Raw genomic sequence first — 18,663 nt, 5'->3', positions numbered from 1 at the left:
CATGAAGATTAAAGTAATCATGACAGACAAGGCCATGGACCGGGAGACCATGGACCAAAGGGAAAAGATGCTGTCAGCCGCCGTGTCAAAGGGCGTGACCATATCCGTGGACTGTATAAAGAAAGGGCCGGACGAGCTGGACTGCAACACGGATGAGGCATTTGCAGCCCCGGAGCTTGTGAAGGAAAGCATAAAAGCTGAGCAGGAAGGATATGACGCCATTGTCATATACTGTTTCAGCGATGTGGGGATTGACGCGGTGCGGGAGAATGTGAGGATCCCGGTAATCGGGCCAGGGGAGACCAGCCTCTGCGCGGCCAGCCTGCTGTGCAGCCGGTTCGTGGTAATCACCACGGAGAGCGCCAACATCCCAAGGACATACCGCAGGCTGATGCGCAACGGGATTGCCAGGGAAAAGATGACTTCCGTGAGGGCGCTGGACATTCCCATCGGGGAACTGAGGGCTGACCCCGGGGCAACCGCACGGTATCTGAAACAGGTCTGCGAAAAAGCTGTCAGGGAAGAACAGGCGGACGGCGTTATCCTGGGCTGCCTGGGCATGGCAGGTTATGGGGAGATGCTGGAAAAGGAGCTTCCGGTCAAGGTCATCGACCCTGCGTTTATCGCGCCTGCATATGCGGAGATGAGTGTGAGGCTGGGACTGGTGCATGCAACGGCAGTGTACCCTGTGTTTCGCAACGCCAGCCATGTGGAACTGTGATATCATAAGACAGATTGATATAGATTCCCCTGCTGACCGGCTGGATGCCGTCAGGCAGGGGAATCTTCATGTATTGGTCAGTTTTTGTCCACGGCAGTATTTCCATGCCGTTTCATAAAATGCCGTCTCATCCTGCCTGCCAGAAAAAACAGGAACAGGATAACCGTGCATACGGCTGCCAGTAGCGCTGCGTATTCCAGGAACCGGGGCCCGTTGTTTTTGCATGCTCTGTTAAGGAAAGGAAGGCCCAGCACAAGGAAGACATACCAGAAAAGGGGCGGGGACCATGTGGGGAATGGTTTGCCTGAAATATGTCCTGCGCCGTGATACAGTATGAACAGGGATGTGAAATACACAGCCACCCCGGTCATGGTGTGAAGCCGTCCGCGGGTCAGCCACCCCTCGTAAAGCCGGGGATTGTGCAGCCAGACCGGCAGCGAGGCAGGCAGGTATATGGACAGCAGGATTCGGAACCCATTGATAAACACAGTGGACAGATAGGATATCCCGAAACTGAAAAGGGTCCAGATGATTTTTTTCTTTTTTGTATCCATGCGGTGAACATAAGAAAAAATAAGCATGGCAATGGCAATCATCATGAACTGGACACCGGAACAGGATGGCGCAATGATAAAGCGGAGGGGATAATTCACATATCCTGCAATGGGGTCATATTCAAACGGGATCCTGCTTAAGGTCCTGACCCACCAGGCCGTGGGGGTCAGGATCCATGTTAGCCGGCTGGCGGCCGCGTGTCCGTAAAAAACCTTGATGATGATTATGACAGCTGTCCCGGTGAGATAGTATGGCCAGTTCTGTCTGAGGATAGGGAATATTTTAAAAGAGCCCGGCATGGATGTCTCAGCCATCATTCTTACCTCCGGCATGATTGCTGCCTGCAGTGGTGTTCCGGATATTCAAAATCAATATAAGAGCCGCAGCCGCTGCAAGGAGCAGGATATCCGGTTCGGAGCCAATGGTGTATCCCCTGCCCACGGCCAGGTCAGACACATGCAGGGGAAGGGGCAGCGGCTGGTCCACATCCCTGCCTTCACCTGTGGTGTTGCGCACTTCATCCATCACTGCCACAAAGGAGGTATAGGAAGTCATCATGCTGTAGTCAAGGCCCAGGGCGGTCACTTCTTTCCTGACAGCTTCCTCATCCCCGCCGTTGAATCCATAATCCATCAGGTTTTCCACACGGGTGCGTGCCCACAGATAGGGGATGGCGGTGTTTGTGCCTAAGGCCGCTGTTTCTGAAACCTGGATTGTCTGGCTGTAATCCCCGGTCCCGGACTTTCCTGTGATGTGTATGGCGCCGGCGGGCCGGCCCCGCCATTTCCCAAACAGGACAATGGGTTTTTGGGCAAAGAGGGTGGGAATGGCCGTGGGTTCGATGTCGTAGACATCAAATCCGTCATAGTCCACATGGATGTCCGTTAAAACAGGCGAGTGTATATAGGTCTCAAAGAGCCTGGCCGTATCCGCTGCTTCAGCCGGATCCGTGACAACAAAGGATCCGCCGCCTCCCGCCCTGGCAATGCCGTCAATCAGGTAACGGTTCACGGAGGTCCCGATGCCAAAGGAGAAAAAGCTGGTGGTGTCAAGGTTTCCTGATACAATGTCAAATATGGCCTGTTCGTCAGACATATAACCGTCCGTGATGACCACGATGCTGCGGGAGACGGTGCCTGCCCTGGGATCCATGGGAATCCCGGCTGCTTTTTTCAGGGCCGGTGCCAGCTCGGTGCCGCCGCCTCCTTTCTGGCGGTTGATCAGGTCAATGGCCTGCCCCACATTCTTATCCGTGGCAGGCAGTGATTCCGGCGACATACATATGGCGTTATTGGAGAAAAGTATCAGGTTAAAGGTGTCTGTTTCACGCAGGTTGGAAACCATGTCCTCAATCAGTTCCTTGGCAGTGTCCAGCGGATATCCGAACATGGATCCGGACACATCCAGGACAAAAATATATTCACGGGAAGGGATGTCTTCTGCCGATACACGTTCCGGGGGCTGGACCATGAGCATGAAGAAATTTTCCTTTTCACCGGTATTCAGCATAAGGCCGCTTTTTACCGCCTGTCCGGCCAGCTGCCAGCGGAGTATGAAATCCCGGTCCCCGCCATGATCGGCCGGATCCCCCAGCGCAATCCGGGCAGAGGAATCAACGGGCTGCTCCACATTGATTTTATGGGAGGCGCAGGCCAGGCCGGTAATGGGGACGCCTGTGGAAAGGCTGACCGCAATGTCGTAGGTTCCCTTGGGCGCAGCGTTTTTTTCCTGGTAGGGCGCGGCTGCCCATTCATGCCCGCCCTCCTTCTGGTCCGATGAAGGGCTTACGTACCGGGGACCCACAACCGCAGGGAATACAAATTCGTAGGTCCCTTCAGTTAAGACAAGCATTTCCGTATAATGCAGTTCGATATTTACCGTATCACCGGGCATGATGTTGGCTACCTTCATTGTAAATACGTTGGGGCGCTGCTGTTCAAGGAGGGACGCGCTTTTTCCCTGGCTTTTAGCAGCGGTGAATTCCTGGCGCGCCTCTTCCTTTTCCTTTATCCTGGCAGTGACAGCCTTGTCTCCAATCTGCATTTTCATACCGTGGACAGAGACCCTGGTGGAGGCAGGAAAGACATAGCTTGCATTTACAGGGACACTGCCCTCATTTCCATAGGTCTGGGTAACATAGGTTTCGGCTATGACGCCGTTTATGGTGGTTGACACCTTTGTGTCCTTTAGCGGAAAGCTGTCAGAGGATGGGTCCGCCCCTTCAACCAGGAAATAAGGGGCAAGGGTTTTGTCAACCGGGTCATTGCCGTCTTCCCCGCCATAGGCGGCAGGGCACAGGGACAGGAGCAGTATTAAAGAAAGTATAAACAGCCATGTTTTCTTTTTTTTCATATCGGACACCTCAATTGTCTTATAGTGGAGCTGGCTTCCTGTTTAATTTACAATACCCATGCATCAAAAAAGCATCAAAGATGCATCAAAGTTGTATCAAATCGAAAAATGGGATGAAAATAAAGGTAATAGAAACGTAATAGAAAAGATTTATAAAATAAATGGCATATGAGTGAAAGGAATGATATAATAAGAAACGATAGTCTGGTTTAAGTGTTCCGTGCAGAGGGACAAGGCCGTACAGGATCCTGCACGGATGCACTTAACAAGGTAGAAAAGGAGAGAAACAAATGAACAACAATGAAAACACAGGGAATCAGGAAATCATACAGCGCCTTAAAACTGCGGAATCACTCTGGGCATTGGTATCAGGGTGCACCAAGGAACCATATGTGGTCTGTGACCCTGAAACCTTTGATGATGAAATCATGATGTTTTTCAGCGCGCAGGATGCGGAAGGGAAGGCAAAACAGCTGAATGAGGCAGGGATACCTGTGGGGATTGTAAAACTGGAGAAGAGGCAGATGCTGCTGTTCTATACCAGCCTGTACACCATGGGCATCAATGCGCTTCTGGTAAGTGAAGGGGATACACAGACACGGATTCAGCTGGCTGATTTTGTAAGACGTAATAAACCGGAGCAGGACCCGGAGGGCAAGCTTTTGGTGGAAAATCCCTCCCTGCACCTGACTGCCCTTTATTATATGCAGGAAACCAGGAAACCGTCTGTCCAGGAGGGGAATCCTCAGATTAAGGAATGGCAGGATGAAATTTCCAACTACTTCAGCAAAGGAAGCTTCATTGCCGCTGTCCAGAAAGAGGGGAATGGGATTCCGGTTGTGAAGTTAAATGACAAGGAAGTTTACCAGGCGATTTTTACGGATATCATGGAATTCCAGAAGTTCAATAAAGAGAATCAGCTCCGTCCCATTGTGGTGACAGCTGACAGGATTCCCCAGATACTTGTGGCGGAGGCCACGGGCGTGCTCCTTAACCCCATGGGAGTCAGGATGCCGCTTCAGGTAAAACGGGCAAAACAGTAAGCCATATGGTCATTAAGTCCATGGCCTGTCCATGGACAGAATACCAGGTTATAGGCAGCAGTCTTGCTGCCTGTTTTTTTGATTGCCATTTGTTTCCGGATATATTATTATAATATTACCTGAATAATCGGTATTGTATGGATATTACTTTGAGAAAAGGCCGGGGTATATGAGATGAAAGGGTCAGACAGAAGCAAGCACAGGATATGGGATACAATCCTTCCCCTGTTACTGTGCGCATGTTTTATTGCCAGCAGCCTGCTGTTTCTGGTGCAGATGATCAGAAAGAACCAGGGTGAGAATATCGAGGCGCTGTATAATGCTGCGGAACAGAAAAAAACCACCATCATTAAGCAGATACAGGGAGACCTTCAGACACTGGAGGGGCTTGCGGTAATCCTGGGCGAGATAGGGGGAATGGAACGGGAACAGCTGCTGCCAATCCTGCAGGAAATCAATAATGACAATGCTTTTATCCGAATGGGGTTTGCCCGGCCGGACGGCAGCGCCTGGCTGGTGGATTTAGATGGCAGTATTTATGAAATCAGCTTCCGCGACATGGAGTTTTTCCAAAATGCCCTTTATGGAACCAGCACGGTATCGGATATATACCAGGATGAACGCAGGAAAGACCGTTATGTGAATTATTATGGGGTCAATATCCCCAATTCGGAAGGGGGGACCATGGGCGTATTATGCGCCGTCCATTCCGCGGACGTGCTCCGCCGGATCCTGGATGCCCCCGTGCTCAGCGGACAGGGCTTTTCCAACATAGTCAATGGGGACGGGGATTATGTGCTGCGTTCCATCAATGCCTATCCCGGGGACATCCTGCCTGAGAACCGTGAGTTGATAAGGGAGGCGGTTGGAACAGGAGGGACCGCATCCTTTGACATGCTGGACCGGACCGGCAGGAAGCAGGTATCCGTCATCATCCCGCTTCTGGAGGGACGCTGGTACCTGCACAGCATGGTGCCTGACCGTGTGCTGCGCGCCAGGTACACGGAGACAGCCGCCGGGATCATGACAATCATCGTGGTGTCCTGCTGTCTGTTCGCCCTGTTCCTTTCAAGGCAGCGAAGCATGGCTGCCAGGACCCAGAAAATGCTCATGGACCTGGCATACAGGGATTCCCTTACAGGCCTGCGCAATTTTGACGGCTTTAAGCTGGATGTGAAGCCGTTTATGGAAAGAAATGACCTGTCCTCCTACCTGTTGTGGTACGGGGATTTAAAAAAGTTTAAGTTCATCAATGACATACTTGGATATGAAGAAGGGGATAAGATCCTGAGGCTCATATCAGAATATCTTAAGGGGCTGGAAGATAAGGATTGTATCGTGTGCCGTATATCCGCGGATAATTTTGCGGGTATTGTAAAGTATGAGGATCAGGGCGGCCTCAACATCAGGTTCCAGGGAGTACTGGACCATATAAAAAATGCAGGCGTTGAAAGCCAGGCGTTTATTGAACTGTCTGTGGGGATTTACCGGCTCAGTCCGGGAGATGAAAAGCTTTCCATAGATGTGCTGATGAATTATGCCAATATGGCGCATAAGATTGCCAAGAAAAAGCCGGGGAGCAACGTTGCCCTGTATGACAGCGGGCTCAGGAAGCGCCAGATAGAGGATTCCATCCTGGAATCAGAAGCTGAGAAAGCCATTAAAGCCGGTGAATTCAAAGTTTACATGCAGCCCAAGGTTAATATCCAGAACAATAACTGCCTGTCAGGCGCAGAGGCCCTGGTGCGCTGGCTCAGCCCCTCCAGGGGGCTTGTACCTCCGGACCGGTTCATTTCCCTGTTTGAGAAGAGCGGACGGATTGTGATGCTGGACCGGTATATGTTTGAACAGGTCTGCAGATGGTACAGAGGGTATCTGGATAAGGGCGGACACCCAATCAGCATTGCGGTCAATGTTTCCAAGGTGGGTCTGCTACAGAAGGACTTCATCCAATACTATTCAGAGACAAAGAAACGGTTCGGGATTCCGGACAGGTGCCTGGAACTGGAATTTACCGAAGGCGTATTGCTAAACGACACTGATATGTTTTCTGACATTGTGAGGCAGCTTCAGTACAATGGATTTACATGTTCCCTGGATGATTTCGGTTCGGGTTACAGTTCCCTTAACCTGCTGAAGAATCTGCCCATCGACGTGCTGAAGCTGGATATCATGTTCTTTCACAAGAGCAGGGATATGGGCAGGGAGCGGATTGTAATCTCCAATTTCATCCATATGGCAAAGGAACTGGACATCAAGACCATCGCCGAAGGCGTGGAGGACAGGGACAGTGTGGAATTCCTGAGGCACTGCGGATGTGATGTGGTACAGGGATATACGTTCTTTAAGCCCATGCCGCTGGAGGAATTTGACAGACTGGTGAAGGAACAGGGGAGGACCCCCCTGGTTCCCAAGGATGTCTGAGCAGCAGAAGCCAGGTTTTATGTTTGCGGAGTCAGTTTGTGGATTGAAATGGATTTAATTGGATTTAAAATCAAGACCAGACATTTGATGGGGATACGCAGATGTCTGGTCTTTTTAATATTGACAAGGGGGACGGATTGTGCTATTTTGATGACATACATCGCTGGTTTTCACGACCGGCAGGTTCATGGGACGTTTCTGTTCCAAATTTCCATTATATTTAGAAGGAGCATCGGGGGAGGTGGGCATATGGGCTTATGGTAGGGACATCACATGCAGTGAAAGACCGGACAGCAGAAAAATAATTAGACATATGGGCTGGCGGTAAGGTATACTGAAAGAAAACAGCTATACTGACAGGAGGCGCAGCTATGCCCACGTATATGGGAGAGGAAGAGGTAATTAAAAAAAATATGGCATTGGCACAGGAGCAGATTTATAATGTGGAATATATGGAGGCGCTGCCGGAGGATGTAAGGGCGGAGTTGATTGACGGAAGATTGTATTATATGGCCGCGCCGACCAGGACGCACCAGCGGCTGGTGATGTTTTTGTCTGGAAATATCTGGAATTATATCAAGGAAAAGAACTGCGGCTGCCAGGTTTACCCGGCGCCATTGGCCCTGTATCTGGATGAGGATGGCTATACCTATCTGGAACCGGACCTGATGGTGGTATGTGATAACAGCAAGATGGATGAAAAAGGCTGCCATGGCGCGCCGGACCTGATAGCTGAGATCGTATCCCCCAGCACCAGGAGCAGGGACTATCTGCTGAAGCTGAACAAGTACCAGTCCGCAGGTGTCCGGGAGTACTGGATTCTGGATATGGAAAAGGATGTAATCCTCATCTATGACTTTGAGCATGAGAAGGTGTTCAGCTATGGGTGGGAGGATAAGGTGGGGTCTATTGGGTTTGAGGACCTGGTAATCGACTTTTCTGGATTTGCCAGATAGTATCTATCAGATACTAAGTTACTTTTGGGAAGCTATCCCACTTTAAAGTGCGTACTTACAGGAAGAACCGGCCTCCTTTATAATAAGTCCATAGGAAATGGCCATTCCCCAAAATGATGGATGATAAAGGAGACAGACAGTATGCAGAAAGTAGTTGAATTCTTACAGGCAAATCCCGTACAGTATCTGGCAACGGTTGGAAGGGATGGAAAGGCAAAATGCCGTCCGTTCATGTTCTGTTTGGAAAAGGATGGGAAACTCTGGTTCTGCACCAACAACCAGAAAGATGTTTATAAGGATATGCAGGAGAACCCGGAGATTGAGGTGAGCATTGCCGATGCCGCCTTTGCCTGGATGCGCCTGCATGGAAAGGCTGTGTTTGAAGACAACATGGAAGTTAAGGAGGCCTGCATGGGAAACCCCATTGTGAAGGGACAGTACGGCACAGCGGATAATCCGATATTCACTGTGTTTTATCTGGAACATCCCCATGGCGTGATTGCCGATTTTTCCGGCAATCCTCCCTATGAGTTCTAGCTCCTGCAAAAGGGAGGGAGCTTGATGTTTACTCCCGCCCAAACCATGTGTATTGCGTCACAGACCGGATTTGTATTCATTGCCCCATGCATACATGGAATCCAGAATGGGTTTTAAACTGTATCCGGTCCCGGTCAGCGTATATTCAACCTTGGGCGGGACCTCAGGGTAAACGGTACGGGTAACCAGGCCATCCTTTTCCATGGCCCTGAGATGGCTGGTAAGGACCTTCTGGGTTATCCCGCTTACAGAGCGCATTAACTCATTGAAACGCTTGGTCCCGGTCAGCAGGTCGCGTATGATAAGGACTTTCCATTTATCTCCGATGAGCTGCAGGGTCATTTCCACCGGACAGTCGGGGATGTTTTTTGTATGTTCCATTTATGTACCTCCTGGTATATTAGTAGATGTACAGTGACAGAGGGATGTATATGGTGATTATAGACCATGGGGGATTTTTTTGCAAGGGCAGGTATCTTCTGGGCAATCAGGCAGGAAAACAACCTGCACTGCGGCAGACGGGTGGAGATATGGCCCTTTGGATATGGCCCTCTGGCGCAGTTGGATGAAGGATTTGATGGATGGAAAGGGAGTGGAAGGGTATGGATTGGATGCGGTTTTTAAGGGGAACACCTGCCGGGGATTACGTGTATCAGGAAGCGCCATATGAAGAGCAGGTCAGACGGGCGGCAGACCTGCTGGACCAGGCGGATGCGGTTCTGATTGGAGCAGGGGCAGGGCTTTCCGCGGCAGCAGGACTTGTCTATGGCGGGCGCCGTTTTACGGATAATTTCAGTGAATTCATTGGCCGGTACGGCCCCGTTGCCATGAGGGATATGTACGCGGCAGGCTTTTATCCATTTCCGACACAGGAGGAACGATGGGCTTACTGGTCAAGGCATGCTTATGTGAACCGGATTGAACCGCCGGCCCTGCCCTTATATCTCAAGGTCTTTGAGATGATGCGCAAAAGAGAGCATTTTGTGCTGACCACCAATGTGGACCATCAGTTCTGGAAAGCCGGGTTTAAGGACGAGGATATCTTTGCAACCCAGGGGGACTATGGGCTAATCCAGTGCGCAAAAGCCTGCCACCAGAAAACCTACGATGCAACGGGACTTTTCGTGCGCATGGACCAGGCTGCCAAGGACTGCAGGATTCCCTCCGGCATGGTGCCGAGATGTCCTGTCTGCAATGGTCCCATGACCATGAACCTGCGGTGCGACGGGTATTTTGTGGAAGATGGACATTGGCATCAGGCAGCGGGAAGGTATGGGGATTTCCTGAAACGGGCAGCTGGACGCAGGCTGGCGCTGCTGGAACTGGGGGTTGGATTCAACACCCCGGCCATCATCCGTTTCCCATTTGAGAAAATGCTGTGCGAAAACAGCGGGTGGAGCCTGATCCGCCTGAATCTTGATGATGCAGCGGTACCCGAAAGCCTGGGAAGCCGGGCAGTGGGGATCAACATGGACCTGGCGGTATGTCTTGAGGATATAAGTGCAGCCTTGGGGGACCGGGCAGGAGAGGGAAGCGGTCCTGGGAAATAGGCTGTAAAGAAAGGAGTGGTTTCAGTGACACATGAGGAGGAACGGGAGTATCTGATTGAGGTCCTGCTGACAGAGATGCCCCAGTACCGGCACATGGACATCCCGGGGGATGAGGAAGCCAGGTGGAGACTCCTGCGCTCCCTTTTTAACCTGCGGCCGCCCATGCCGGCGGGGCCGGATTTCCTGTCCGTACAGGATAAATACCTGTCGGAGGAGGTAAGAAGGCGTGGCGTGGTGGACAGCCGTTTCCTTAAAAACGTGGGTAAGGACAGGCGTGTCTTTCTCTGGCAGGGAGATATAACGCGGCTGAAAGCGGATGCCATTGTCAATGCCGCCAACAGTGGGCTGCTGGGCTGCTTCCATCCCTGCCATTCCTGTATTGACAATATGATCCATACTTATGCGGGAGTCCAGCTGCGGCTGGCATGCAATGATATCATCCGGGCCCAGGGACAGGAGGAGCGGGTTGGCAGTGCTAAAATCACACCTGGATTTAATCTCCCTGCCAGGTATGTGCTGCATACGGTGGGACCAAACATCACAGGCCCCCTTGGCAGGAAGGACTGCAGACTTCTGGCAGGGTGTTATGAGGCGTGTCTTGAACTGGCTGTAAAGCATGACATCCAGTCCATTGCATTCTGCTGCATATCCACCGGCGTATTTCATTTCCCGCAGGAAAAGGCGGCAGAGATTGCGGTGGAAACCGTATCGCGGTTCCTGGAGCATGATTCCTCCCTCAGGCAGGTCATATTCAATGTGTTTACAGATACGGACCGGGAGCTTTACAGACGGATTGTGTGGGATGGGCATCATCCCAGCGAATGATATCATGGACAGGCATCCATGTACTGTGCAACAGCAGGCATGGATGCCTGTTTTTCGGTGCCGCTCCTTTGGACCAGGGACCTGAATCATTGTCCTGAATCATGAACAGGGGACTTGACAGGAAAAATGATTAGAATTATAATAATTAGAAATCTAATCATTTTGAAAGGGGAAATCATGACATTCCACTACATGGTCATGGCAAATCATGCAATTTATAACAGGATGCTGATGGAAATCCTTGAGGAAACCGGGCTGACAGCAGGCCAGCCAAAAGTTCTGGATTATCTGGGGTATCACGACGGGGCCAGCCAGAAGGAGATTGCGGCACATTGCTATATTGAGGCGGCCACGCTTACATCCGTGCTCAACGGCATGGAGGCCAAGGCGCTGATTGAGCGCAGACGGCTGAACGGGAACCGCCGCACCTTCCACATCTTCCTTACACAAAAGGGGAGGCAGCAGCAGCAGCGGGTCATGGAAGCATTCCAGAACATTGAGGAACAGACCTTTGATGGAATGCCGGAGGAGGAAGTGGAACAGTTTATGGAATTATATGGGAAAATCCACCGGCGTCTGACGGACCGGCCAATGAAATAGCAGAAAAGGAGCGGACAGCATGCCATACGGTATTATGATTAATTGCACTGCAGTATTGATTGGAGGCCTTATGGGGGCCTTTTTAAAGGATTATTTTCCGGATAAGCTAAAGGAGTCCCTGCCAGGCATTTTCGGATTATCCGCCATCACCATGGGGGTTACGCTGATTATCCGCCTTGAAAGCCTGTCGGCTGTTATCCTGGCCGTTATCATCGGCACGGTCATCGGGGAACTCCTGAATCTGGAAACAAACCTGATGCACGGACTTCACGGCCTGGAATCCAGGCTTCCCCTGAGTCTGGATGACAGACAGCTGGATGTGCTTATCAGCATGATCATCCTGTTCTGTTTTAGCGGCACAGGCATTTTCGGGGCCATGAATTCCGCCATGACAGGGGACCATTCCGTGCTGATTGCCAAGGCAATCATGGACTTTTTTACGGCAGTCATATTCGGGACGACGGCCGGATATCTGGTGGGATTTGTAGCCATACCGCAATTCCTGGTAGGCATCCTGCTGTTTGCCGGGGCGTCTTACATACTGCCGTTTGTGACAGAAACCATGCTGTCCAACTTTAAGGCATGCGGAGGGATCATTACGCTGGCCGTGGGGCTTAAGATTGCGGATATCAAGCGGTCCAGGGTGCTGAATATCCTGCCCTCCCTTGTACTGGTATTTCCCTTTTCCCTGTTTTTGTAAACAGAAAGCCTGGACCTGGGGTGTGTTAAAAGATTCCTTCCTCTTCATGGATATATCTTAGAAAAATTGAAAAAAATCATTGACATTTGAGTTAATCAGTGCTAACTTAGAGATGCAGTTAGGATACCATAACTTTCCAGGACTGTATGACTACAAGAATATAATCACATCAACAGAGAAGAGGAGTGATTCGTATGCCTTTGACAATGGCAAGAGAGGGTGAAGTGACATCCATCAAGCGGGTAGGCGGAAAAGAGGAAGTGCGCCGCCATCTGGAGAATATGGGGTTTGTGCCAGGTACCAATGTGACAGTTATTTCTGTCAATAATGGTAATGTGATTGTGAACGTGAAGGATGCCCGTGTAGCAATCAGCAAGGAAATGGCTAATAAAATAATGATATAACCGAATAGGGGTATGAAGAAGAAAGGAGTGTTGTAAAATGCACACATTAAAAGAGGTTAAGTGCGGCGATACGGTATGCGTGGTAAAGCTTCATGGTGAAGGAGCTGTAAAACGCAGGATTATGGACATGGGAATTACAAAGGGGACACAGGTATTTGTCCGTAAGGTGGCACCCTTTGGCGATCCGGTTGAAGTCAATGTAAGAGGATACGAGTTATCGCTGAGAAAAGCAGATGCAGAAATGATTGAAGTGCAGTAGGGGCTGCTTTTTTTAAGACGATGAGTTAGTTAATACTAATTTATTGATAAATTTTCTCAATAAGAGGAAGAGGAGGATATGAAAATGTCAATAAAAATTGCTTTGGCCGGTAATCCAAACTGCGGTAAGACAACTCTTTTTAACGGGTTGACGGGTTCCAACCAGTTTGTAGGAAACTGGCCTGGTGTTACGGTTGAAAAGAAGGAAGGAAAGCTGAAGGGGAACAAGGAAGTAATCATCATGGACCTTCCGGGAATTTATTCCCTGTCACCTTATACACTGGAAGAAGTGGTTGCAAGAAACTATCTGATTACGGAACGCCCAGATGCAATCCTGAATATTGTAGATGGTACAAACCTGGAGCGTAACCTTTACCTGTCCACACAGCTGATGGAGTTAGGGATTCCCGTGCTCATGGCTGTGAACATGATGGATATTGTTCAGAAAAACGGCGACCAGATTAATATAAACGCCCTGAGCAAGGAACTGGGCTGTCCTGTGGTTGAGATTTCAGCCCTAAAGGGCACCGGCATTATGGATGCAGCTGCCAAGGCAGTAGAACTGGCCAAGGCCAGCGGCAAGACAGCGCCTGTCCATGAGTTCGGCGCGGATGTGGAGCATGTGCTGGATGAGATTGAGGCAAGCCTGGGAGTTGATATCCCGGATGCACAGAAACGTTTTTATGCCATCAAGCTGTTTGAACGCGATGACAAAATCGCTGCCCATATGACCATGGTTCCGGATGTGGAAAGGCTTATCAAAGGCACGGAAGATGCCATGGATGATGATGCTGAGAGCATTATCACCAATGAGCGCTATACATATATTACATCTATCATCAATAAATGCTATGTGAAGAAGAACAGGCAGAAGCTGAGTGCATCAGATAAGATTGACCATATTGTTACCAACCGCTGGCTGGCCCTTCCCATATTTGCGTTGGTTATGTGGGCTGTATATTATATATCTGTTTCCACGGTAGGGGCATGGGCAACTGACTGGACCAATGACGGCCTGTTCGGAGAAGGCTTCAGCCTGCTTGGAATGGAGGTTCCGGGCATACCGGTTGTCGTTGAAGGCTTCCTCGCTGCTGTGGGCTGTGCTGACTGGCTGTCCAGCCTGATTCTGGATGGTATTGTTGCGGGTGTGGGCGCTGTCCTTGGCTTTGTTCCTCAGATGCTGGTACTGTTCATTTTCCTGGCATTCCTTGAGGCCTGCGGCTATATGGCAAGGGTTGCGTTTATCATGGACAGGATTTTCCGCAAGTTCGGCTTATCCGGCAAGTCCTTTATCCCTATGTTAATTGGTACTGGATGCGGCGTTCCGGGAATCATGGCAAGCCGTACCATTGAAAATGACAGGGACCGCAAGATGACCATCATGACTACAACCTTTATCCCCTGCGGCGCAAAGCTGCCAATCATTGCTTTGTTTGCAGGTGCTTTATTCGGCGGTGCTTCCTGGGTTGCACCAAGTGCTTACTTTGTTGGAATCGCGGCAATTATCTGCTCCGGTATCATCCTTAAAAAGACAAAGATGTTTGTGGGCGACCCTGCTCCCTTTGTTATGGAGCTTCCGGCTTATCATATGCCTACTGTTTCCAATGTGCTCAGAAGTATGTGGGAGCGGGGCTGGTCCTTTATTAAGAAGGCAGGAACCGTAATCCTTTTGTCCACCATCTTTGTATGGTTCACATCCAGCTTTGGTTTTGTGGACGGACACTTCGGAATGGTGGAAGATTTGTCTGGCGGTATCCTGGCATCCATTGGACAGGGCATTGCATGGATTTTTGCTCCTCTTGGATGGGGCAACTGGCAGGCAGCGGTTGCAGCTATCACAGGGCTGGTTGCAAAAGAAAACGTGGTTGGTACATTCGGTATCCTTTACGGCTTTGCAGAGGTTGCGGAGGACGGAGAGGAAATTTGGGGAACCCTGGCAGGAAGTTTTACAGCTGTCAGCGCATACTCCTTCCTGGTGTTCAATCTTTTGTGCGCCCCCTGCTTTGCGGCCATCGGTGCCATCAAGCGTGAGATGAATAACGCAAAATGGACCTGGTTTGCAATCGGATATCAGACCATCCTGGCTTATGCTGTATCCCTTTGCATTTATCAGCTGGGCACCTGGTTTTTAACCGGAAGCTTTGGAATCGGAGCCATTGCAGCTATTGTATTGGTGGCACTGTTCATCTACCTGCTGTTCAGGCCATATAAAGAAAGCAAAACCCTTAACCTGGGTGTGAGAGCAAAATCAGCAGCATAATAACGGATTGTATGTAAATTATATATGAACCTGTGAAGTACTGTACCAGGAGCGTGTCTGGAAATTTATTTCCTAGGGTGTGTTTAAGGGCACACACTAACTTGAAGACACGCTCTTTGGGCGCTTAGAATCACGTAAGGAGGGAACCATATGTGGGAAAAAGAGCAGGTGATTGATGAATTCCAAAAAAGGGGAAAGCGTATAACCCAGCAGAGAAGAATGCTTTTGGATGTTATTCTGGAAGGCAGATGGACAAGCTGCAAGGATATTTATTATGAGGCCCGCAAGCTGGACCCAAACCTTGGAATGGCCACTGTCTACCGGACTGTCAGCACACTTGAGGAAATGGGTGTCCTTGCCAGGACATACCAATACTCTTCACCGAAGGAGGAAGAAGATTGTCAACAGCAGTCATTTGCACCATATTAATTGTTGTTTGCGTATTTGGTATCAGAAGCTACCTGAAGCGCCTGACATCCGGCTGCTGCGGTTCATCCGGCGACAAGGCTCCTAAAAGGGTAAAAGTAAAAGATAAGGATTTGTCCCACTACCCTCACCACTGCATCCTTAAGGTAGATGGAATGTCCTGCGGGAACTGTGCAGTGCATGTGGAAAATGCATTGAACAGCATGGACGGCATATGGGCCCGTGTGGATTTGGAAGCAGGAGAGGCCAGTGTTTACATGAAACAGGAGTATGAAGACAAGGCTTTAAAGGATGCTGTAAAGGATTCCGGATACACTGTATTCAGAATTAACCGGATTAATTGATACAATTTCTCAATAAGGTTTGTTGGAATTGACTAACCGGGGGTGACGGGGGTAGTATCAAAACTGTAAACAAAAGGTAAAATTTCCATATAAGAAAGTGACAGAAGATGAAACACCACAAATTCTGGGCCTGGGCCATGATATTTTGTTTTGTAATGACAATGTACAATGGTTACAGGCATAAGTAGGAGGATTAGGAAATGATTGATTGTTTTAAGTGCAAAAAAATTGGCCTTTTTTTAGGAGGCGTCCTGTTTGGAACAGCGGGAGTAAAGGTACTGGCAAGTACAGATGCCAAGAAGTTTTATATTAACTGCCTTGCAGCCGGTTTAAGGGCAAAGGATTGTGTGATGACCACAGCTACCAATATTCAGGAGAATGCAGAAGATATCCTGGCAGAAGCAAAGGACATCAATGAAAAGCGCAGGCAGGAAGATGTGTTTGAGGATGAGAGCGTAGCAGAAGACGCAGATGAGTTAATGGAAACGCAGGCTCCGGCAGACGAGGTTACGGAGTAAGGTTAAATCCGCCATGTAATCCGCCCGGGGAGATTCCCTGGGCGGTACTTTTTTACCAGATGAGGAGCAATCAGCGATGAAATTTGTAATAAGACATGAACTGCAGGGAAGGGTTAGGATTCACCTGTATCAAAAGGAAATGAATCTCAGGCAGGCAGATTTGCTGCACTATTATATCTGTTCTCTGCCAGGGGTCACGGGCGTTAAGGTATATGAGAGGACAGCTGATGCCGTCATCCTTTTTGACGGCAGTAGAAGGGAAATCCTGGAAGGAATCTGCAGGTTTTCCTATGAAAATGAACGCTTGAATGAAATCGTGCCGAAGAACAGCGGGCGTACCCTGAACAGGGAATATAAAGAGAAGCTGGTTCAGAAGGTAATTGTCAGGGTTGTCACCAACTCCTTTTTCCCAATGCCTCTGCGGGCGGTTTATACAGCCATCCACGCGGTCAGGTATCTAATCAAAGGTATCCGCTGCCTGTTAAAAGGTTCATTGGAAGTAGAAGTCCTGGACGCCACGGCCATTATGGTATCCATTGTGCGCCGGGACTTTGATACAGCAGGTTCTGTGATGTTCCTGCTGGGAATCGGCGAGCTTTTAGAAGAATGGACCCATAAGAAATCAGTGGGTGATTTGGCCAGAAGCATGTCCCTTAATATCAGTAAGGTATGGCAGAACGTGGATGGGACCGAGGTCCTAGTACCTGTTTCAGGAATCATAGAAGGGGACCTTGTAACCGTACATATGGGCAATGTAATCCCTCTGGACGGAGTGGTGGCTTCAGGAGAAGCAATGGTGAACCAGGCATCCATGACAGGTGAGTCCGTGCCGGTGAAAAAGGAAAAGGGCATGTATGTTTATGCAGGGACTGCCATTTTAGAGGGGGAGATTACCCTGTGCGTTAAAAAGGCAGCCGGTTCCACCAGGTTCGAGCGCATTGTGACCATGATTGAGGAATCCGAACAGTTAAAGTCCACGGCAGAAGGAAAGGCAGCCACACTGGCAGATGCCCTGGTACCGTGGAGCCTTGGCGGAACTGTGCTTACATGGCTTCTGACCCGCAATGCCACCAAGGCACTGTCCATCCTTATGGTGGATTTCTCCTGTGCATTAAAGCTTGCCATGCCCCTTTCCGTCCTGTCAGCCATGCGTGAGGCCAGCACCTACCATATCACGGTAAAGGGCGGCAGGTATATGGAAGCAGTGGCAGCAGCAGACACCATTGTATTTGACAAGACAGGAACCCTTACAAAGGCAAGGCCCCAGGTCGCAGATGTAGTTGTATTCAACGGACAGGACAAAAATGAGCTGCTTCGCATTGCAGCCTGCCTGGAGGAGCATTTTCCCCACTCCATGGCCAATGCGGTTGTCACTGAAGCGGTGAAGCGGGGCCTGGTACATCAGGAAATGCATTCCAGGGTGGATTATATCGTGGCCCACGGTATTGCCACCTATGTGGGAGATGAGCGGGTGGTAATCGGAAGCTACCACTTCGTCTTTGAGGATGAAGGATGCAGGATACCGGAAGACGGAAAGGAAGCATTTGACAGCCTGCCCTCTGAATATTCCCATCTCTATCTTGCAATCGGCGGCGTGCTGGCTGCTGTAATCTGTATCGAGGACCCGCTGCGGGAAGAAGCAGACGCTGTTATCAGCGCCCTTCACAGGCAGGGGATATCTAAGATTGTCATGATGACAGGCGACAGTGAGCGTACGGCCAGGGCCATTGCAGCCAGGGTCGGGGTGGATGAATGTTATTCAGAGGTACTGCCTGAAGACAAGGCGGGATTTGTGGAGGCAGAAAAGAAAAAAGGACACAAGGTCATCATGATTGGCGATGGAATCAATGATTCCCCGGCCCTTTCATCTGCGGATGTGGGCATTGCAATCAGCGAAGGCGCTGAAATCGCCAGGGAGATTGCGGATATCACAATCTCAGAGGATAACCTTTACCAGCTAGTGACACTCAGGGCAATCAGCCGGGGCCTGATTGACCGGATTGACCGGAATTATCGGTGCGTCATCGGCTTTAACCTGGCGCTTATCTTACTTGGGGTGGGCGGAGTGATTGCCCCGGCCACATCGGCCCTGCTTCACAATACATCTACCCTTGCAATCAGCCTTAAGAGTATGACGAACCTGTTGGATTAACGGACCTGTTGGATTAGCAGGCAGCAGCAGAGTACGGT

At 50.0% G+C, this 18,663-nt stretch carries 20 protein-coding genes; 17 read left to right on the top strand and 3 right to left on the bottom strand.

The genetic code is table 11. The features are described 5' to 3' along the window. Position 1: 1 nt before the first annotated feature. Positions 2–721 (top strand): aspartate/glutamate racemase family protein, encoded by a 720-nt coding sequence (locus DWX59_RS24935; protein WP_166460299.1) that lies wholly within the window; start codon positions 2–4, stop codon positions 719–721. A gap of 77 nt (positions 722–798) precedes the next feature. On the opposite strand, the gene xrtK is transcribed toward DWX59_RS24935, so the two are convergent. After that, entirely contained in the window at positions 799–1,608 is an 810-nt protein-coding gene (xrtK, locus tag DWX59_RS24930) for an exosortase K (protein ID WP_117562694.1), read from the bottom strand. After that, on the bottom strand, positions 1,583–3,628 hold the full coding sequence (locus DWX59_RS24925; protein WP_117562691.1) for a VIT and vWA domain-containing protein: 2,046 nt from the start codon (positions 3,626–3,628) through the stop codon (positions 1,583–1,585). The genes xrtK and DWX59_RS24925 overlap by 26 nt, the downstream gene beginning before the upstream one ends. A 290-nt stretch (positions 3,629–3,918) precedes the next feature. Here DWX59_RS24925 and DWX59_RS24920 point away from each other — a divergent pair, with 290 nt between their 5' ends. The 4 genes from DWX59_RS24920 to DWX59_RS24905 all read left to right on the top strand — a co-directional run bounded on the left by DWX59_RS24920 (position 3,919) and on the right by DWX59_RS24905 (position 8,588). Continuing rightward, positions 3,919–4,671 carry an SseB family protein gene (locus DWX59_RS24920; protein WP_117562688.1) on the top strand — a complete coding sequence of 251 codons (753 nt, stop codon included), beginning with the start codon at positions 3,919–3,921 and terminating at the stop codon, positions 4,669–4,671. Positions 4,672–4,845: 174 nt separating this feature from the next. Continuing rightward, positions 4,846–7,095, top strand: coding sequence for a bifunctional diguanylate cyclase/phosphodiesterase (locus DWX59_RS24915; RefSeq protein ID WP_117562686.1), 2,250 nt, complete (start codon positions 4,846–4,848; stop codon positions 7,093–7,095). 371 nt (positions 7,096–7,466) lie between these two features. After that, positions 7,467–8,051: a Uma2 family endonuclease gene (locus tag DWX59_RS24910; RefSeq protein WP_235845173.1), complete on the top strand. Its 585-nt coding sequence runs from the start codon at positions 7,467–7,469 to the stop codon at positions 8,049–8,051. Between the two features lie 141 nt (positions 8,052–8,192). Further along, complete coding sequence (locus DWX59_RS24905; protein WP_117562684.1) at positions 8,193–8,588, top strand: pyridoxamine 5'-phosphate oxidase family protein; 396 nt, start codon at positions 8,193–8,195, stop codon at positions 8,586–8,588. 57 nt (positions 8,589–8,645) lie between these two features. Here DWX59_RS24905 and DWX59_RS24900 read toward each other — a convergent pair whose 3' ends face one another. After that, a complete protein-coding gene (locus DWX59_RS24900) occupies positions 8,646–8,969 on the bottom strand; it encodes a winged helix-turn-helix transcriptional regulator (RefSeq protein WP_117562681.1) in 324 nt (107 codons plus the stop codon). Between the two features lie 66 nt (positions 8,970–9,035). Between DWX59_RS24900 and DWX59_RS28920 the strand changes: the two genes are divergently transcribed. The 12 genes from DWX59_RS28920 (at position 9,036) to DWX59_RS24845 (ending at position 18,625) form a co-directional block, all read left to right on the top strand. Beyond that, positions 9,036–9,212 carry a hypothetical protein gene (locus DWX59_RS28920; RefSeq protein ID WP_166460298.1) on the top strand — a complete coding sequence of 59 codons (177 nt, stop codon included), beginning with the start codon at positions 9,036–9,038 and terminating at the stop codon, positions 9,210–9,212. Beyond that, positions 9,191–10,138, top strand: coding sequence for an SIR2 family NAD-dependent protein deacylase (locus tag DWX59_RS24895; protein ID WP_207660466.1), 948 nt, complete (start codon positions 9,191–9,193; stop codon positions 10,136–10,138). Before DWX59_RS28920 ends, DWX59_RS24895 begins: the two co-directional genes overlap by 22 nt. Before the next feature lie 24 nt (positions 10,139–10,162). Beyond that, complete coding sequence (locus tag DWX59_RS24890) at positions 10,163–10,963, top strand: protein-ADP-ribose hydrolase (RefSeq protein ID WP_117562676.1); 801 nt, start codon at positions 10,163–10,165, stop codon at positions 10,961–10,963. 177 nt (positions 10,964–11,140) lie between these two features. Then, positions 11,141–11,563, top strand: a complete 423-nt coding sequence (locus tag DWX59_RS24885) for a MarR family winged helix-turn-helix transcriptional regulator (protein ID WP_117562674.1) — start codon at positions 11,141–11,143, stop codon at positions 11,561–11,563. Between the two features lie 19 nt (positions 11,564–11,582). Next, complete coding sequence (locus DWX59_RS24880) at positions 11,583–12,263, top strand: DUF554 domain-containing protein (protein ID WP_117562672.1); 681 nt, start codon at positions 11,583–11,585, stop codon at positions 12,261–12,263. Between the two features lie 194 nt (positions 12,264–12,457). Then, on the top strand, positions 12,458–12,667 hold the full coding sequence (locus DWX59_RS24875) for a FeoA family protein (protein WP_117562670.1): 210 nt from the start codon (positions 12,458–12,460) through the stop codon (positions 12,665–12,667). Between the two features lie 37 nt (positions 12,668–12,704). After that, positions 12,705–12,926 carry a FeoA family protein gene (locus DWX59_RS24870; protein ID WP_117562668.1) on the top strand — a complete coding sequence of 74 codons (222 nt, stop codon included), beginning with the start codon at positions 12,705–12,707 and terminating at the stop codon, positions 12,924–12,926. Between the two features lie 84 nt (positions 12,927–13,010). Then, a complete protein-coding gene (gene feoB / locus DWX59_RS24865; protein WP_117562665.1) occupies positions 13,011–15,185 on the top strand; it encodes a ferrous iron transport protein B in 2,175 nt (724 codons plus the stop codon). A gap of 150 nt (positions 15,186–15,335) precedes the next feature. Then, entirely contained in the window at positions 15,336–15,614 is a 279-nt protein-coding gene (locus DWX59_RS24860) for a Fur family transcriptional regulator (protein ID WP_117562662.1), read from the top strand. Beyond that, the gene (locus DWX59_RS24855; protein ID WP_117562660.1) at positions 15,584–15,955 is read left to right on the top strand and encodes a heavy-metal-associated domain-containing protein; all 372 of its coding nucleotides are present in this window, start codon (positions 15,584–15,586) and stop codon (positions 15,953–15,955) included. Before DWX59_RS24860 ends, DWX59_RS24855 begins: the two co-directional genes overlap by 31 nt. 200 nt (positions 15,956–16,155) lie before the next feature. Further along, entirely contained in the window at positions 16,156–16,473 is a 318-nt protein-coding gene (locus DWX59_RS24850) for a DUF6110 family protein (RefSeq protein ID WP_117562657.1), read from the top strand. A 76-nt stretch (positions 16,474–16,549) separates the two neighbouring features. After that, entirely contained in the window at positions 16,550–18,625 is a 2,076-nt protein-coding gene (locus tag DWX59_RS24845; RefSeq protein WP_117562655.1) for a heavy metal translocating P-type ATPase, read from the top strand. Positions 18,626–18,663 lie beyond the last annotated feature (38 nt).

Source organism: Enterocloster aldenensis (genome assembly GCF_003434055.1).
GTDB lineage: Bacteria > Bacillota > Clostridia > Lachnospirales > Lachnospiraceae > Enterocloster > Enterocloster aldenensis.
The sequence above is the reverse complement of the archived record's forward strand: the minus strand, read 5'-3'. Positions and strand labels throughout refer to the sequence as shown.

Bases quoted from the DNA above. Each gene is read 5' to 3' on its own strand.
- DWX59_RS24935 (WP_166460299.1), top strand. From the start codon at position 2: ATGAAGATTAAAGTAATCATGACAGACAAGGCCATGGACCGGGAGACC.
- xrtK (WP_117562694.1), bottom strand. From the start codon at position 1,608: ATGCCGGAGGTAAGAATGATGGCTGAGACATCCATGCCGGGCTCTTTT.
- DWX59_RS24925 (WP_117562691.1), bottom strand. From the start codon at position 3,628: ATGAAAAAAAAGAAAACATGGCTGTTTATACTTTCTTTAATACTGCTC.
- DWX59_RS24920 (WP_117562688.1), top strand. From the start codon at position 3,919: ATGAACAACAATGAAAACACAGGGAATCAGGAAATCATACAGCGCCTT.
- DWX59_RS24915 (WP_117562686.1), top strand. From the start codon at position 4,846: ATGAAAGGGTCAGACAGAAGCAAGCACAGGATATGGGATACAATCCTT.
- DWX59_RS24910 (WP_235845173.1), top strand. From the start codon at position 7,467: ATGCCCACGTATATGGGAGAGGAAGAGGTAATTAAAAAAAATATGGCA.
- DWX59_RS24905 (WP_117562684.1), top strand. From the start codon at position 8,193: ATGCAGAAAGTAGTTGAATTCTTACAGGCAAATCCCGTACAGTATCTG.
- DWX59_RS24900 (WP_117562681.1), bottom strand. From the start codon at position 8,969: ATGGAACATACAAAAAACATCCCCGACTGTCCGGTGGAAATGACCCTG.
- DWX59_RS28920 (WP_166460298.1), top strand. From the start codon at position 9,036: ATGGGGGATTTTTTTGCAAGGGCAGGTATCTTCTGGGCAATCAGGCAG.
- DWX59_RS24895 (WP_207660466.1), top strand. From the start codon at position 9,191: ATGGATTGGATGCGGTTTTTAAGGGGAACACCTGCCGGGGATTACGTG.
- DWX59_RS24885 (WP_117562674.1), top strand. From the start codon at position 11,141: ATGACATTCCACTACATGGTCATGGCAAATCATGCAATTTATAACAGG.
- DWX59_RS24880 (WP_117562672.1), top strand. From the start codon at position 11,583: ATGCCATACGGTATTATGATTAATTGCACTGCAGTATTGATTGGAGGC.
- DWX59_RS24875 (WP_117562670.1), top strand. From the start codon at position 12,458: ATGCCTTTGACAATGGCAAGAGAGGGTGAAGTGACATCCATCAAGCGG.
- DWX59_RS24870 (WP_117562668.1), top strand. From the start codon at position 12,705: ATGCACACATTAAAAGAGGTTAAGTGCGGCGATACGGTATGCGTGGTA.
- feoB (WP_117562665.1), top strand. From the start codon at position 13,011: ATGTCAATAAAAATTGCTTTGGCCGGTAATCCAAACTGCGGTAAGACA.
- DWX59_RS24860 (WP_117562662.1), top strand. From the start codon at position 15,336: ATGTGGGAAAAAGAGCAGGTGATTGATGAATTCCAAAAAAGGGGAAAG.
- DWX59_RS24850 (WP_117562657.1), top strand. From the start codon at position 16,156: ATGATTGATTGTTTTAAGTGCAAAAAAATTGGCCTTTTTTTAGGAGGC.
- DWX59_RS24845 (WP_117562655.1), top strand. From the start codon at position 16,550: ATGAAATTTGTAATAAGACATGAACTGCAGGGAAGGGTTAGGATTCAC.